Here is a 16,767-nt window from a genome sequence, read left to right as displayed (position 1 = left end):
AATGAAAGAGCCGTGGTCTTGTAGACTGCGGCTCTTTCTGTTTTAGGGCTGCTTCTTGGAAAAGAGCTTGAAAAGAGGAGGTGGGTTGAAATCTGGTTCTCCGGTATCTGGTAATTTCGGGCTTAGAATCCTCTTTGCTCTAAGTTTATAGTATATGCTCTCTTTATAAAGTTACTATAAAGTTACTCCCTTCTTCTCCTACCTTGTCATCTTGGAAAGATCTTGTGGGCGAACGGTAATGACGCTTACTAAAAGCTTTTCTAGTACGCCCACAAGATCCTTTCAGGATGACAAGGTAGATATAAGGTTTTTGCCTGTTTATCCGAAAACGAATCAAAAACACGAGGTACTTAAAAGCACCTACTTACTTAACTCCTGATATCGACGCAAAGCTTCTATATAATAATAGTCCCCATAGGTGAGGGGCACGTCCACTTCGGTGCCTGCCGGATGATGGCCCACGCCATGCTTCAGCAGAAAACCATCATTAGTGCCGGGAGCGGCTAGGTACGTGTCGGTGGACAGGTTCTGTAGAATGGTTTCGGCCACGTTGAAATATTCCTTGGCAGCATTGGCAGGAGCGTAACGGCACAATTCCAGCAACGCGGCCGCATTGATGGCTCCGGCAGAGGCGTCCCGAAGGGCATTTGGAATGTTGGGGGCATTGAAATCCCAGTATGGTATTTTGTCTTCGGGCAGATTGGGGTGGTTGAGCATAAAGTCTGCCATATGGATGGCCTGTGTCAGGTACATAGGGTCTTTGGTTTCGCGGTACATGACGGTATAACCGTAAAGTCCCCAGGCTTGACCTCGGGCCCAGGCAGATGCATCGGCGTAGCCTTGGGCGGTTTTCTTCTGTTTTATGTTGCCTGTGGCAGGATTATAGTTCAGCACATGGTACGTGCTGTAATCTGGCCGGAAGTGGTGCTGAAGGGTGGTATTGGCGTGGGTGACAGCTGTCTTATAAAAGGAGGAGTCTCCGGTAGCCCGGGTTGCCCAGAACAAAAGTTCCAGGTTCATCATGTTGTCAATAATCACCAGAAAGTCATCAGGCGCAGAATCCCAAGATTTAATAGCACCCACCGTAGGACTAAAACGGGTGGAAAGCGACTTGGCGCTGTTAACCAAAATGTCCTTGTATTCAGGCTGAGGATCCATCTGGTTCAAAAGCCCGAAGCTGCAGTACATCATGAAGCCTAAATCGTGAGTGGAGGTGTTGTATTGCTCTTTCTTCAAGTACTCCATAATGCGATTGGCCTCGGTGTATAGTTCTTTATATCCGGTGGCCTGGTACAGGTAAAGCAGGGTACCCGGATAGAAGCCGCTGCACCACCAGTCAGAGCCGCTGGTTTCCAGTCGGTCTTCCTTGGCATGATACGTTTTTGGGAATCTGGTGGCGGGTAATTTGCTTGCCAGGAGTTTATACTGGGCGGCGGCATCTTGGTAAATTCTGGAAATTCTTTCAGCGGATATACCTGTTTCCTGAGGTCTGAAAGCCGTAACCTGGTGGCCAGGACTACAACTAATGAGCGTACTTATCATCCCAAAGAAAAGGCCTATGCAGCAAAGTTGTTTCATGTTAGTAAAGTGAGAAAGATGAGAGTAAATATTAAAGCAAAACAATGAGGCAGCATACTTTAGTGTAGGCAGATGGCCTTCCTGCCGAAGAGTTGATTTTATGAAGGTCATTTTATTGGGTCATTTAAAAGGAAAGGCATCAACCAGCTTTAGTTTTTAACCTTAGAAACCAGATTCTTCAATTTTCCTGAAGAAGCAAGTTTCGCCCTTGAATAAGCGTGATGCGTCCGGTGTATTTTTCTTTTGCCATCTTTTTCTAACCATTCTATTGCATGTGAAATCTTTCTTCAAATGTTTGTTTGAGTAAATGTCATTAAGACACGTTAAAAAAATACTACTATAGTGCTCATAAGAAGTATGATTATAAACATACTAAATTGATATATATGGAAAAATAGCCCTTTAGATACTTTGTGTTTGTTCAACTCATTAGAAAATTTTCATTATGTAAATCTGAAAATATATTTAAAAGATTGTAAATTCTGTAAAAACATCTATATTAGTGCTCTGTTAACTTGAAATTCATTAAATATAATACTTAAACACCTTTATGCCATCGTTGGCATCCCTTTTCAAGGGAAAAGTTGTTATCATTCTAATAATTGATAAATAAGTATTATATGCTTGTATGAAATCTCATTAGTTTTGTATGGCTACAAACTATGTTCAAAAAGATCTTTCTATAAGATGAAATAGAGGCAGGAAGTGCAAAACAATATTCTTCCCCTTTATAAAGATAAATGCATGAAGAGGTTACCTGTTCTACCCCCCCCCCCCAGAACAGGATTGGAGCCAAAAGACCCTAAGTAAATCAGAATCACTATCAGATCGCTTAAGATATACCACTTGGCTTGTGTTGGGCAGCCTGCTTTTTTTAACTATATATGTTTACTACCTAATTCTAATTACCCTATGATTAAAAACTTATACTCAGACAAAGATTACCACAAAAGTAATAATGTCTTAAGGCCTAAGACAGTCTGGATGATGCTGGCTATAATGGTAGCTATCTTCACCCAGGCCTTTGATGGTGTGGCACAGAGTGCCAGAAGAACCATTACCGGTAGGGTGATTTCGGCCGCTGACAACTCGGGAATGCCAGGGGTGAGTGTGGTAGTGAAAGGTACTACCAACGGTGCTTCAACAGATGCTACTGGTAACTTCTCTCTGGAAGCCGCCAATACAGATGTTTTGGTGGTTACTTTCATTGGTTACATAGCCCAGGAAGTGCCGGTAGGCGACAGAACCACCATCAATGTAACGCTGCGGGAAGATGCGCAGACGCTGAACGAAGTAGTGGTCACCGGTTATGGAGAACTGAGACGGACAGATGTACCCGGTGCGCAGACTACCATCAGTTCAAGAGAAATAGAAAGAACAGTTAACACTACTATTGAGCAGGCTATTCAGGGGCGTGCTCCAGGTGTTTATGTAACCCAGAACACGGGTGCGCCGGGCGGTGGTATCTCTGTAAACATTAGAGGGGTAAACACAATAAATGGTTCAAATGAACCTCTTTATGTAATTGACGGGGTTCAGATTCAGGGTTCAACATCACCTTCTGGTTCAAACCCGCTTGCAACCCTTAACCCATCTGATATTGAAAGCATGGAAATCCTGCAAGGGCCTTCCGCAACTGCTTTGTATGGTTCCAGAGCTACCAACGGGGTAGTTTTGATTACTACCAAGCGTGGGGTTTCTGGTGAGATTAAAGTAGGTTACGGCTACCAATACAACTTGCAGACCCAGCCTAAGAAATTGGCGGTGATGGACCTGCGTCAATACGCGCAGATGGACAACGAATACAAAGCCATTGCAGGTGGTGCCGTACGGGAAGACTTCCTGGATCCTTCCCTATTAGGAGAAGGTACAGACTGGCAGAATGAATTGTTCCAGAACGCTGCCATGCAAAAGCACCAGGTAAGCTTAAGTGGTGGTGGTGAAAAAACAACGTTTTATCTGTCTGGCGAATATTTAGACCAGGAAGGTATTGCTTTGGGTTCAGGTTTTGACCGGGCTTCTGTTAGAATCAACCTGGAAACCAAAGCTAAGAAATGGTTGACAGTGGGTACAAACCTGAACTTTGCCCAAACCAATGAAAAAATCAACTCTACTCAGTCAGATGTTATTACCAGGGCAATCCAATTGGCTCCTCATATTCCGGTAAGAAACCTGAATGGTACGTATGGGGGAGGTAATATCAGCAACGGTAACTCAGCCGAACAGTTTGCGCCACCTAACCCAATCGGACTTGCTAACATCACGCAAAATGATTTGACCAGAAGACAATTCTTAGGTGGCGTAAACGTAGGTTTCCACGTGTTACCTGGCTTAGACATTCGCTCTTCTTTCAATACCAACATTGGTTTCTCTAACTCCACGTACTTTTTGCCTACCTACCAGTTTGGGTACCAAAGAAATGAGACGGCCATCCTGAACAATAGCCATAACCTGAACACTTACTGGTATTGGAACCAGTTGGTAGAATATAAAAAGCAGATTGGGAAGCATAGCTTAAACTTGATGGCCAACCATGAGGCCCAGGAATCTTCCTGGAAAAACCTTTTTGCTGAAAGACGCGGTTTCCAGACCAATGAAGTAATTGATATCAATGCGGGTGATGCCGCCCAGGATGATACCAGAGGTGGACAAGGAGATTGGGCTTTAGAGTCTTACCTGGCTCGCATAAACTATGTGTTTGCTGATCGTTATATCCTGCAGGCGAACGTACGGGCAGATGGTTCAGTAAACTTCGGACCTGAAAACAAATGGGGTTATTTCCCGTCTGTATCTGCTGCCTGGAGAATTTCAGAAGAGCCGTTCTTCAGCTTACCCTTTGTAAGTGATTTAAGACTTCGTTTTGAGACTGGTTTAACCGGTAATGCGGGTGGAAGCGGTGCTATCTACGGTACTTTACAAGCTGGACCTTCAGAATGGGGAACCAGTTTCCGTCCTAACAGATATCCAAACCCTAACTTTCAGTGGGAAGAGACCAAAACAAACAACTTTGGTATCAACTTAGGTTTATTTGAAAACCGTATTCAATTAGAAGCTGATTACTATATCAAAAAGACTGACAACCTAATTCTGGAAAGCTCACTTCCTTGGTACATGGGTACAGTAGGTAACGGTGCTATAACAGCTCCTACCGTAAACATTGGCTCATTGCAAAACAAAGGGTGGAGCTTCAACCTGAACACAGTGAACATTGACAACGGGAACTTGAAATGGTCTTCTAACTTCAACATCTCTCACTTCAAGACCAAAGTTACCAGCCTTACCACTTCTGCCAGCCAGATTGACAAAATCAACTGGTGGATGAACAACTGGACCCAGCGTTCAGTAGTAGGGGAGTCTCCATGGATGTACTACGGGTACGTGGAAGAAGGTATTTTCCAGAGCTTAGAAGAAATTGAAGCCAGTGCCTTACCTGCTGATAATAATGGCAAGGAGTTCCCAATTGCTGAAAACAGTATCTGGGTAGGCGATGTGAAATACAAAGACATTAACGGGGACGGAATCATCACAGGTGCTGACCAGACCTTCATTGGTAATCCATGGCCAAAACTGTTCGCTGGTTTTACTAACTCTGTGTCTTACAAAGGGTTTGATTTAAGTGTGCTAATCACAGGAACCTATGGCAATGACGTGTACAACTACCTGCGGAACGAGAACACTAATCCGAACAATATCAACCTTGGGCGGAACTTGTTTACCGGCGCATTTGATTATGCCAGAGTAGCGGTAGATGCCAACGGCAGACCTTACCTGGAAAACCCTGGTACTACTGTTGCCAGAATGTCTGGTGGAAATAAAAACAACAACTTCCAACGTCACACAGACAAATATGTTGAAGACGGTTCTTTTATAAGATTGAAGAACGTGTCCTTAAACTATAGCTTACCTGCCTCCATTATTGGTAAACAAAAAATTGCGAAAAGTGTGAGGTTAGGTGTGAGCGCACAGAACCTTTATACCTTAACTAATTACTCTGGATATGATCCTGAAGTTGGCTCTTATGTGGGACCAAACGCTACCTCTCAAAACGCAGCAGTTGGTGTAGATTACGGTCGTTATCCTATCACCCCAATTTATTCCTTTAACCTTGGAGTAGAGTTTTAATTATTAACAAAAACAAAATGAAAAATAAATATTTTGTAATTGGAGCACTGGCAGCATTGAGCGTGTTTTCAGGCTGTTCTGATGAATTCCTGGAAAGACCCCCGCTAGACACCTTGGTGGATGCTAATTTTTATAAAACAAATGATCAGGTTTTAGCCTCCACATCTGCTTTATATAGTGCTGTTTGGAAGGATTATATTGATAAGGCAAACTTTACTTTAGGTGACTTTAGAGCGGGTACCGTTTTCAGGGCCTGGGGTGACAGAGATCACGTGTTATTCAATACCACCGAGGTTTCAGCAGATAACAGTGCGGCCTACCGTGCCTTCTTTGTGGTAGTTGGGCAAGCCAACATGGCCATCCAAAACATTAATACCTATGCTGGTGCTGCTGTGACGGAGGAAGTGAAAAACCATGCCATAGCGGAAGCCAGATTCATGCGCGCCACTGCTTACACCCATTTGGTTTCAAACTATGGGCCTGTGCCTATCATTGAAAACAATGTGGAGCAAATGAATAACGCCGGGCTAGTAAGAAATACAACTGAAAGTGTTTGGGAGTTTATAACCCGGGATTACGAATTCGCTTCAAAGAATTTGATGACTACTCCTGTACAACCAGGTAGATTAACTAAGTGGTCGGCAGAAGGGATGCTGGCAAAAACTTATTTAACCAGAGCTGGGGTTGAGTCTACCAATGGTACTAGAAAGCAGGATTTCTTGAACAAAGCGAAAGAATATGCTGATCGCGTGATTACCATGAGTGGTAAATCTCTGTTGCCAAATTACGCTAGTTTGTTCCAGTATCCTTATGATAACAACAACGAGTCCCTGTTTGAGTTGCAGTGGGTATTTACAACGGACTATGCCTTTGCAAACACCATGGTTTCGCAAATCACTTACAGCAATGACATTGCCAACGGCGATGGTTGGGGTGGTGATATAAGTGCTTCCTGGTGGATGCTAAGCCAATATGATGGTTTAATGCAGGAAGAAGGGGCAAAGCCAGGATTTACGTTGGATCAGCGTTTAAAAGCAACCTTTATGCTCCCGGGGGCCGTGTACCCAGAAATTACGCAAACGGTGAGAGACGCAGCCGGAAAAGAATCGCAACAAGATTTAGTGTTTCCAGATCCGGGTGCTGCGGCTGACCAAAGCTACGCCAGCATTAAGAAGTATGTGGTTGGTAAAGCAGTAGATGTGGGAGGCCAGGCTGCCCAACAGCGGTATCCTAACAATACTTACATGCTCCGGTTGGCTGATCTGTATTTGATATATGCAGAAGCTGTCCTTGGAAATAGTGCTTCAACGACTGATGCCAAAGCTTTGGAGTATTTCAACAAAGTGCATATGCGTGCCGGTCTTCCCGCTTTTGAAGGTGCCCTTACCTGGGATGATATCTTTGAAGAGCGCATGAAAGAATTTGCCATGGAGGGTATGGCCTGGTATGATTTAGTTCGCCTGCATTACTGGAACCCTACAAAAGCTTATGATATCATCAATAGCCAGGACCGCGGATTGTTTGTGATTCATCCAAACCGCATGCCAAACCCAACGGGTTGGACATTTGTGAAAACCTCTTGGTTTGCTGATAGAAGAGCCGTTGCAAACTCTGGTAACTTCCTGCTGCCAATACCGGCCTCAGAGAAAAGCCAGGCACCAAGTTTAGGCCAGGATCCGGTTCCTTATGTATTCAAAGACTAATTATTCTAATTGGAAGGACAGAAATAGCCATTGTATGAAAACGATATTTAAATCATTTTTATTCCTGTTTGCCGCATTAGCGACAATGGGGATTTTTTCAGCCTGTTCGGAAGATGAAGATCTTCCGAACGGCGGTAAACCCATGATCAGTTACATCAGAGTGACCAGACCAGAGGCTTCGGATTCTCTTGTGACCAAAGCTGGTCAGGGTGCCATGATTGCTATCATTGGGGAGAACTTGGGAAATACCCGTGAGCTTTGGATCAATGATCAGCCAGCAACTCTATCACCTACTTTTATCACCAATACTTCTATCATTACCAGGGTTCCTTCTCAAATCCCTACTGAAATCACGAATAAAATTCGTGTGATCTTTGCGAACAGTGAGGAATTATTATATGATTTTCAGGTAGATATCAGTGAACCGGAAGTTACTAGTATGTTAAGTGAATATGTGAATGCTGGTGATGTTGCCACTATCACAGGTAACTTCTTCTATGCGCCACTTAAAGTTACATTTACCGGCGGAGCTGAAGGCGAACTTGTTTCCGTAGAAGATGATGTGATTGAGGTAAGAGTGCCAACAGGTGCACAACCTGGACCTATCACAGTTTCTTCAAACTTTGGCGCAACTAAATCTGATTTCTGGTTCAGAGACAACCGAAATATCATTGCTGACTTTGAAGGTTCTGATTTTACTGGTTGGTGGCACGGTAAAGACTTCGTTGTAAGTTCTGATCCTGAGATTCCAACAATTAGCGGCAATTTCTTGAGATCAAACAAAGACTTGGGCGCTTGGGCTTGGTATGAAATGTGGGTAGGTGATGGAGGAACTATCAAGCAAGGAACCAGTAAGATTCCGGCCGATGCATTTGCCAATCCTGGGAATTACAGCCTGAAGTTTGAACTTAATACCCTACAATCCTTACAAGGTGCCAATCTGCACATGTACATTGGTTCAAATATGGGTGCTGAAAGAAATAACATCAATTATAACTGGACGCCTAATATCCATACCAGTGGAGATTGGCAAACAGTAAGCATTCCTTGGGCTGATGTAATGAAAGGTAATACTACTCTAAAGTATGATCCTAACGGTTATCAGGTGTCTTTCCACTTTAGTGGCGCATCTCCTGTAAAGGCAATGTTTGGAATGGATAATTTGCGGGTGGTACCAAATAAGTAGTACTAAATAAAATACCTTAATTCTTACTTCAAGAACGCGCTGAATATGAAATACTTCTATAAGATAAAGTTAGTACTGCTCGCATTTCTGGTAGTCTCCATGGGAGTTATTACCTCCTGCGGAGATGATGATGAAAACTCTCCAAATAGTGGTCAGGTTCAATTGCTAAGTTTTGGACCCACTGGGGCTAAACACGGAGAGGAAATCCGGTTCATTGGACACAACCTTAATCAGGTTGAGTCAATTGAGCTACAAGGGGCAACCGTTACAAAAGCTCAGTTTATAGAACATACCTCTGAGTTGATCAGGTTAATAGTGCCCCAGGAGGCAATGGAAGGTAAAGTAACGTTAAAGGTAAGTGGAGGAGACAATATAGTTTCTAAGACAGACCTGAGCTTTGAAGTGCCTATTACCATTACTTCTGTTACCGGCAAAGCAAAACCTGGTACTAACATCACCATCACAGGAACCAAGTTAAATTGGGTAGAAGGTGTGGTGTTTGAGCAAGACACAGTTGACCAGTTTGTAAGTCAATCTGCGACCCAGGTAGTATTACAAGTACCAATGACGGCCAAAACCGGTAAACTAGTGATAGTGGGTGGGGGTACAGAGCCAAGTTTCATTGAAACAGAAGAAGAGCTTATTGTTGATTTGCCTGCAGTTACCGCTTTGACATCTGGAACTTTGAATAATGGGTCTAACCTAACTATAACCGGTACTAACCTTGACCTAGTGAAAGAAGTAAAGTTCACAGGAGTAGGAGCAGCTACTGTAAGCAACTTTGTTAGCCAATCTGCCACAGAATTGGTGGTCAAAATTCCGGCTAATGCAACCAAAGGTAAGCTTACCTTAGTAGCTATGTCTGGGGTAGAGGTGCCAACCACGCAAGAAGTAACCTTGACCTTGCCAGCGGTTACGGCGCTTAGCCCTGCCTCTGTTTTGCATGGCGAGAACCTAACCATAACTGGTACTAACCTTGATCTTGTACAAGCAATTGAGTTTGTGGGGGTAGGGGCTGCTAAGGTTACCACGTTTGTGAGTAAAACTGCTACCCAAATTGTAGTAGCAGTTCCAAACAATGCTTCCAAAGGGGTTTTGAAATTAACTTCTGCTTCAGGAGCGGTAGTAACCACTACCCAGCAGGTGACAATCACATTACCTATCATTACTTCTCTTTCACCTAACCCGGTAGATCCAGGTCAAAACCTGACCATCAATGGAACAAACCTTGATCTGGTGAAAAGTATCGAGTTTCAGGGAGGTACGGTTGTGACCACATTTGTGAGCCAAACTCCTGCACGTATAGTGGTGCAAGTACCAATGAATGCGAAAAAAGGTGCTTTGAAAGTAACTACACATAAAAACTATGTGGTAGAAACTGGTGCACAGATAAGTATTGTACTTCCTGCATTATCAAGTGTGACGCCAGAGCCTGTTGTGGCCGGTAATTACCTGACCTTAACCGGAACAGAACTCAACCTGGTAAAATCGGTTGTGTTTACCGGTGGAGCCACAGTCTCTTCCTTCGTAGCGCATAATGATAATCAAATTGTATTGGTAGTGCCCGCCACCGCAAAATCAGGTGTGCTCAAATTGATCACTACTTCTAACTTTGAAGTAACTACTGATAAGCAAGCGCAAATTGGAAGCGCAGTGCCTAACATCAGTTCCTACATCTATGAGAATGGTCTGAGTTCAGCTTGGCAAAAATGGGATGGATGGGAAACTTCTGTTCAGGACCTTGCCAATACAGAGCAAAAGAGCCGGGGTGCTAGTGCTATCAAAGTATCATACACTGGTGCTTATGGCGCGCTTCAGTTACACCCTACCAGCACAAATCCATTTGCCGGCTTCACGCACGTAGTTCTTTATGTGTACGGTGCTACGGCTAACTCACGGATGGCGCTACAAGTAGGAAGCGGACCAGATGCACCTTTTGATATCAAAAAGGATGAGTGGACGAAGATAGAAATTCCAATCAGCCAATTAGGTGATGTATCAAACGTTACACAGTTTATGATCAAAAACTATGGTACTGCTCCTAATACCGTCTACATTGATGATTTAGGATTACGTTAATCGTACATTGATTCAGATTTTGAAAAGGGAGAGCCATATGGCTCTCCCTTTTTGTTGATGAAAATGCTCAAGAGCCTGAACTAAGAATTAACCAGCATTCCAATATTTAGTTAAATGGTAGTGAAAAGGTGAGACAGGTTTATTGATTGATAAAATAATGCTAACCACCACCTTATAAGTTGATTTAATTTTGGTAAATACTCATTCTATCTACAGAATAAGGAGTTATAGAAAGTTGTGTGAACAGCAAAAAACTGCATTTATGAGAAACAGCTATACCAAGTTCCTGCTGATAGTAGTCGCGCTTGTTTTCGCACTACAGACGTATGGGTATGGGCAGAAATATGAAGCCGAAAATGCTACCCTTTCTGGAGGAGCATTAAAGCAAAGTTGTGCTACGTGTTCAGGTGGTTTTGAGGTAGCCCAGAAAGATGGTAATCTCACCTTTTCTATCATCCCACCCAAAGCGGGGTTTTACAATATCTATATAAGAGCGGCTTCTACAGGTGGGAGTAAGATAAATAAATTTGATATAGACGGAAATAGTCTTGACTTCTCCTTTGCACAACCCCAGTATTCTACCTTAAAGTTAGTGAGTGGGCTGCAATTATCCGCGGGGCAGCATCAGGTGAAGATTATCAAGTCCTGGGGGTGGATCAATATTGATTATGTTGAATTTGAAGAGGTAAATGCGACGAACAGATTTAACCTGAATCAACACTTAGTAACCTCTAACCCCACCCTAGAAGCCAAGGCTTTATATGATTTCCTGCTGGATAACTACGGTGACAAGATAATCTCTGGGGTGATGACGCTCAACAGCTTTGATGAGTCTGCCTGGTTAAAGCAAAACACGGGAAAAGAGCCAGCACTGCTGGGGTTAGATTTTATGCATAGCGGCAGAGGATATAGCTGGTACAATGATAAAACCCCCATTATTGATGCCAAAACCTGGTATGAGCGGAACGGCATTCCTGCCATGCTGTGGCACTGGCGTGATCCTTCCCGGGCTACAGAGGAATTCTATACCCGGAACTCGTCTAAACCTACCGGTACCACCTTTGATATCTCCAAAGTATCTGACCCTAACTCAGTAGAGTATAAAGCCATGCTAGCCGATATTGATTATATCTCTGGTATGCTGAAAGAACTCCAAAGTCAGAATGTGCCGGTTATCTGGCGTCCCTTGCACGAAGCCGCAGGCGGTTGGTTTTGGTGGGGCGCCAAAGGTGGAGCCCCTTTGAAGGCCCTTTGGCGCCTGATGTATGACCGCATGGTAAACCATCATGGCTTGCGAAACCTCATCTGGGTATGGACCAGAGAGCCGAACGATGATGATTGGTACCCCGGGGATGAATATGTGGACATAGTGGGCCGAGATGTGTACAAAGATGGCGATCACGGTTCTCAGGTGCTGGAGTTCAGTGATATGAACAACAGGTATGGCGGCAAGAAGATGTTGACCTTAAGCGAGACGGGTTCTTTCCCAGATGTAGATAATCTACTGAAGGACGGTGCTGCCTGGTCCTGGTACATGCCTTGGTACGGGGGCTACACCAAAGAGAGTAGATACAACTCGCTAGACCTATGGAAAAAAATGTTTGCCCATGAGTACGTCATCACCTTAGATGAAATGCCGAACCTCAGAAATTACACCAGGCAAGACCAGGTGCTGACAGGGATTGAAGATTTGGATTTCGAGCATCGGACTTTCATTGCTTATCCTACATTGGTGCAAGACCAACTAAAGGTGAAAGGAAGTAAAACAATCCGAACTATTGAGGTCTACAATCAAGTGGGAGGAAGAGTATTGAACCAGAAGACCAGCGGCAAAGAAGTAGTGATATCTATGGCAAACCTCCGCCCCGGTTTTTATCTGGTGGTAGTAAATGGAACCAAAGGACTTAAAGTTGTGAAAGAGTAATCAAACGCCCACTAGTACGAAGACAAATAACCTTATCTAATTTCTTTGTCATCCTGAATGAATCTTGGTCACGAACAGTAATGGCGGTTCAGAAAGGCCTTTTTAGTTCGCCCACAAGATCCTTACAGGATGACAAAAGTTTGGTTTAACTGTTTGATTACTTAGTACAGACGTAGTGTTCCCGTTTAGGGGTAATTTGATAAAATCGGCCTAAAACGGGAAGCGGAAAGTTAGTTTCAAGTGGACACTAAAGAAACAGAGACGTTTTTACGCGTTCTCCACTAGTGTACTTTTGAGCCAGGAAATAGCCTCTTGTTTGTCTGTGAAAGTGCGTAAAGGAATGGGAAAATGCAGTTCCTGCTTCGCTTCCTCTACCTTGTCTTCGCGGGTAGGGTCTGGAGTAAGAATACGGGCCATCTTTTCCAGACGCGTTTGCATGAGGTTCTGCCCGAATTCTTTCAGAACGTCTTTGTACTCGGCACCTGGTATTTCCAGCGAGGCCTTGCTGGAGTCAATAAGGAGTTTCTTGATATCGTAGCTTTTGATATGGTCTACCAAGATCTTTAAGGCCTGTCTAATCTCCGGAACCAGAAAATCCTGCACATCGGGCCACTGAATGTAAAGTATATCGGTGGCCGGGTCATAGTCTAAGGTAATTAAGCCACTTTGGTAGATAATCATGGGTTTGGTTCTGTTTTAAAGCTTCGTTCCAAACAGTCGCATTTGAAACAAAGCTCTATTTTAGGCCTGTTTTGAAGAAAATCTCCGTGAAACGTTTCTGGTAATCAGATGCTCATGCGGGTAATTTCCTTGGGATAACACACGTAGTACTTCTCTACTTTTTTGCTTAATGCCTGAATACTGGGCAAATCTGAAGCCTCGGCCACGTCTACCACCAGGCTCTGCTTGGTCAAGACGTTAATAGTTTCCTCGCCAGATTGATAGGCATTGTTGCTGATCTTGCCTTCTATGACAATGTAATGCGCCTCATCTGGGGAGATGTCAAAGTGCTCCACCGCCAGTTCACGTACGCCCACCAGAAATTCAATGTCAAACGGAGTGGGGGAGAGCATGATTTTAAAGAGTTTGCGCTCCAACAGGCAGGTGGAAAGATAACTCAGGATACTGTCGGGGTGCTCAGCCCAAGCTTTGATGGCGCTCCAAACGTCATAGTCATCCAGAGACACAAACCGCCGCATAATGCTGGGGTCCCGCTCAAAATCAAGGATGGAGACACTTTCGCGCAGGAAATACTGGAGGTTCACGCTGGCAGGTACGTCTTCGCCCCGTTGGGTTAACTCACGGGCCCGCTGCATGATCTTTAGGACCATCTGCTCGGCACTGGTCACGGTTTTGTGCATGTACACTTGCCAGTACATGAGCCGGCGGCTTACCAGAAAGCTTTCAATGGAATAGATGCCTTTCTCTTCTACTACTAGTTGGTCTTCATGCACGTTCAGCATTTTGAGCAAACGGTCGGCGCCAATTTTCCCTTCAGAGACACCGGTGTAAAAGCTGTCCCGGTTCAGGTAGTCCAAGCGGTCAACGTCCAATTGGCTGGAAACCAGTTGATGGAAGAAGTGACGGTGGTAGTTGTCAGTGAAGATGTCAATGGCCAGTTGCAGACGTCCGTCAAACTCCTGGTTCAGCAGTTCCATGATGTGCAGCGAAATTTGCTCGTGGGGCACCTGGTCAAAAATGGCTGCCTCCAGGGCGTGCGAGAAAGGCCCGTGCCCGATGTCATGCAGCAGAATGGCCGCCATGGAAGCCTCGCACTCTTTGTCCGTAATGATGTTATCTTTGCCGCTCAGACTCTGCAAGGCAATGTTCATGAGGTGCATAGCACCCAACGCGTGGTGGAAACGGGTGTGCAGTGCGCCCGGGTACACAAATTCGGTGAGGCCCAGTTGCTTTATCCGCCGCAGGCGCTGAAAGTACGGGTGTTGGATAATGTCAAACAGCAGGTCAGACGGAACAGTAATGAAGCCGTAAACCGGGTCGTTGAAGATTTTTTTCTTATTCAAGATAACTAACTTCTTTTGTGTCCGTTGTCGGTAAAGGTATTAGTACGCGTATAGGTATAATACTCCTTGGTTTCAGGGCAGTATTGCCAAAAAAGAGCCAAAAATGCCAACTACTACACACGCTATGAAAATCAATAATTAGCCATGCAAAGATATACTATTTTGTGGGCGGACGACGAGATTGACCTACTCAAGCCGCATATTCTCTTCTTAACCGAGAGAGGCTACGACATTACTCCCGTGAACAGCGGGGCAGATGCCATAGAGAAGGTGCAGGAACAGACTTTTGACCTTGTTTTTTTAGATGAAAACATGCCCGGCCTAAGCGGTTTAGAGGCCCTCGCCGAAATCAAAGCGGCCCGGCCTACGCTGCCGGTGGTCATGATTACCAAAAGCGAGGAAGAGCATATCATGGAAGAGGCCATCGGCTCAAAAATCGCTGATTACCTCATAAAGCCCATCAACCCCAACCAAATCCTACTTTCCGCGAAGCGGATTCTGGACAACCGCCGTCTGGTGGAGGAGAAAACCAACAGTTCGTACCAACGCGATTTCCGGACCTTGGGCATGGCCTTCGGCGACCGCCTTAATTACCAGGAATGGGCCGACGTGTACAAGAAACTGGTGTACTGGGAACTGGAGATAGCTGATACCGAAGGCAAGAGCATGGCCGAGGTCATCAACATGCAGAAAGACGAGGCGAACACCAACTTTGCCAAGTTCATCATGGACAACTACGAGGAATGGGTGAACAATGAGACCGATGAGATTCCGCTCATGAGCCATCGGTTGTTCAAAGACCGCGTGTTCCCTTTGATGAAAGAAAGCAATGTACCCGTGTACTTCATTTTAATTGACAACCTGCGGTATGACCAATGGAAAGTGCTGGAGCCTTTGATCACGGACTACTTCAACGTGGACCAAGAGGAAATGTACTATTCCATTCTGCCCACCACCACCGCCTACGCCCGTAACGCCATTTTCTCAGGCATGCTGCCCGCCGACATTGCCAAGAAATACCCGAACCTGTGGGTGTCTGATGACGAGGAGGAAGGCAAAAACCTGCACGAAGAAGATTTCCTGGAGATTCAGTTACAGCAGAACAGCATCAAAGAGAAGTTCAGTTACCATAAAATCACCAACAACACGGCCGGTAAAGAGCTATTGACCAAGTTCAACAACCTGGAGAACAACAAGCTTAATGTGATTGTCTACAACTTTGTGGACATGCTTTCACACGCCCGTACTGACATGCAGATGATCAGGGAGTTGGCCGCTGACGAGGCGGCCTATCGTTCGCTCACGCGTTCGTGGTTCATGCACTCGCCGCTGTTTGACACGCTCAAAGCCATTGCAGATAAGAAGGGTCGCCTCATCATCACCACAGACCACGGCACGGTGCGCGTGAAAAAGCCATTCAAGATTGTGGGCGACCGTAACACCAACACCAACCTGCGCTACAAGCACGGCAAAAACCTGGGTTTTACTGAGAAAGATGTGTTGGTGTGCCGCAAGCCCGAGCGTTTTCACCTGCCTAAAAGCAACGTGTCTACGGCCTACGTCTTCGCCATGAACGATGACTTCTTTGCGTACCCCAACAACTACAACTACTACGTGAACCACTACAAAGACACGTTCCAGCACGGCGGCGTCTCTTTGGAAGAGTGTATTATTCCATTCATTACCCTTTCCACTAAAAATGCCTGAGCCTGAAGCGCGCCAGCAAACTCTTTCTATTGTAACAAAAGCGGATTTACCCCAGGCCGCCACCGAATTATTATCATTTATCGGACAAAAAAGGATAATTTTGTTTGAGGGTGAGATGGCGGCCGGTAAAACCACCTTTATCAAGGCAATATGCGCCCAAAAAGGGGTGCAGGAACCGGTCAGCAGCCCTACTTTCTCCCTCGTGAATGAGTACGAGGCAGAGAACGGGGAACTCATTTACCATTTTGATTTTTATAGGGTCGAAAACCAGGCTGAAGCATTGGATATAGGAGCGCTGGAGTACTTCGGTTCCGGTAACCTTTGCCTCATTGAATGGCCGTCTAAAGTGGCAGACCTGCTGCCTCAAGACGACGTGGTGGAGGTATCTATTGAAACTGGAGAAGCCGAAGAGGCGCGTATCATTAGCATGACAGTACTATGATG

Annotated in this window: 10 protein-coding genes; 7 read left to right on the top strand and 3 right to left on the bottom strand. The window is 45.0% G+C overall.

Annotated features, from left to right (window positions below):
- Window positions 1–360: 360 nt before the first annotated feature.
- On the bottom strand, window positions 361–1,578 hold the full coding sequence (locus ACY0JR_RS13900) for a glycoside hydrolase family 88 protein (RefSeq protein WP_462634703.1): 1,218 nt from the start codon (window positions 1,576–1,578) through the stop codon (window positions 361–363).
- Window positions 1,579–2,490: 912 nt separating this feature from the next.
- On the opposite strand from ACY0JR_RS13900, the gene ACY0JR_RS13895 reads away from it, so the two are divergent.
- The 5 genes from ACY0JR_RS13895 (at window position 2,491) to ACY0JR_RS13875 (ending at window position 12,592) form a co-directional block, all read left to right on the top strand.
- Complete coding sequence (locus ACY0JR_RS13895) at window positions 2,491–5,700, top strand: SusC/RagA family TonB-linked outer membrane protein (protein ID WP_462634702.1); 3,210 nt, start codon at window positions 2,491–2,493, stop codon at window positions 5,698–5,700.
- Window positions 5,701–5,717: 17 nt separating this feature from the next.
- Window positions 5,718–7,403, top strand: a complete 1,686-nt coding sequence (locus ACY0JR_RS13890) for a RagB/SusD family nutrient uptake outer membrane protein (protein ID WP_462634701.1) — start codon at window positions 5,718–5,720, stop codon at window positions 7,401–7,403.
- Between the two features lie 34 nt (window positions 7,404–7,437).
- On the top strand, window positions 7,438–8,589 hold the full coding sequence (locus ACY0JR_RS13885) for a glycan-binding surface protein (RefSeq protein ID WP_462634700.1): 1,152 nt from the start codon (window positions 7,438–7,440) through the stop codon (window positions 8,587–8,589).
- A gap of 45 nt (window positions 8,590–8,634) precedes the next feature.
- Window positions 8,635–10,668: an IPT/TIG domain-containing protein gene (locus tag ACY0JR_RS13880; RefSeq protein WP_462634699.1), complete on the top strand. Its 2,034-nt coding sequence runs from the start codon at window positions 8,635–8,637 to the stop codon at window positions 10,666–10,668.
- Window positions 10,669–10,930: 262 nt separating this feature from the next.
- Window positions 10,931–12,592, top strand: coding sequence for a glycosyl hydrolase (locus tag ACY0JR_RS13875; RefSeq protein ID WP_462634698.1), 1,662 nt, complete (start codon window positions 10,931–10,933; stop codon window positions 12,590–12,592).
- 267 nt (window positions 12,593–12,859) lie between these two features.
- Here ACY0JR_RS13875 and ACY0JR_RS13870 read toward each other — a convergent pair whose 3' ends face one another.
- Both ACY0JR_RS13870 and ACY0JR_RS13865 read right to left on the bottom strand, forming a co-directional pair.
- Window positions 12,860–13,273, bottom strand: a complete 414-nt coding sequence (locus ACY0JR_RS13870; RefSeq protein WP_462634697.1) for a hypothetical protein — start codon at window positions 13,271–13,273, stop codon at window positions 12,860–12,862.
- A 104-nt stretch (window positions 13,274–13,377) separates the two neighbouring features.
- The gene (locus ACY0JR_RS13865; protein WP_462634696.1) at window positions 13,378–14,616 is read right to left on the bottom strand and encodes an HD domain-containing protein; all 1,239 of its coding nucleotides are present in this window, start codon (window positions 14,614–14,616) and stop codon (window positions 13,378–13,380) included.
- Between the two features lie 144 nt (window positions 14,617–14,760).
- Here ACY0JR_RS13865 and porX point away from each other — a divergent pair, with 144 nt between their 5' ends.
- Window positions 14,761–16,323 carry a T9SS response regulator signal transducer PorX gene (porX, locus tag ACY0JR_RS13860; RefSeq protein WP_462634695.1) on the top strand — a complete coding sequence of 521 codons (1,563 nt, stop codon included), beginning with the start codon at window positions 14,761–14,763 and terminating at the stop codon, window positions 16,321–16,323.
- Window positions 16,316–16,765 (top strand): tRNA (adenosine(37)-N6)-threonylcarbamoyltransferase complex ATPase subunit type 1 TsaE, encoded by a 450-nt coding sequence (tsaE, locus tag ACY0JR_RS13855; RefSeq protein ID WP_462634694.1) that lies wholly within the window; start codon window positions 16,316–16,318, stop codon window positions 16,763–16,765. The genes porX and tsaE overlap by 8 nt, the downstream gene beginning before the upstream one ends.
- Window positions 16,766–16,767 lie beyond the last annotated feature (2 nt).

The sequence above is a fragment of the Rufibacter sp. JT3400010 genome (assembly GCF_054956755.1).
This window is presented reverse-complemented; position numbering and strand designations above follow the sequence as displayed.

Coding starts and splice junctions, on each gene's coding strand:
- ACY0JR_RS13870 (WP_462634697.1), bottom strand. CDS start 13,273: ATGATTATCTACCAAAGTGGCTTAATTACCTTAGACTATGACCCGGCC.
- tsaE (WP_462634694.1), top strand. CDS start 16,316: ATGCCTGAGCCTGAAGCGCGCCAGCAAACTCTTTCTATTGTAACAAAA.
- ACY0JR_RS13895 (WP_462634702.1), top strand. CDS start 2,491: ATGATTAAAAACTTATACTCAGACAAAGATTACCACAAAAGTAATAAT.
- ACY0JR_RS13900 (WP_462634703.1), bottom strand. CDS start 1,578: ATGAAACAACTTTGCTGCATAGGCCTTTTCTTTGGGATGATAAGTACG.
- ACY0JR_RS13890 (WP_462634701.1), top strand. CDS start 5,718: ATGAAAAATAAATATTTTGTAATTGGAGCACTGGCAGCATTGAGCGTG.
- ACY0JR_RS13875 (WP_462634698.1), top strand. CDS start 10,931: ATGAGAAACAGCTATACCAAGTTCCTGCTGATAGTAGTCGCGCTTGTT.
- ACY0JR_RS13885 (WP_462634700.1), top strand. CDS start 7,438: ATGAAAACGATATTTAAATCATTTTTATTCCTGTTTGCCGCATTAGCG.
- ACY0JR_RS13880 (WP_462634699.1), top strand. CDS start 8,635: ATGAAATACTTCTATAAGATAAAGTTAGTACTGCTCGCATTTCTGGTA.
- porX (WP_462634695.1), top strand. CDS start 14,761: ATGCAAAGATATACTATTTTGTGGGCGGACGACGAGATTGACCTACTC.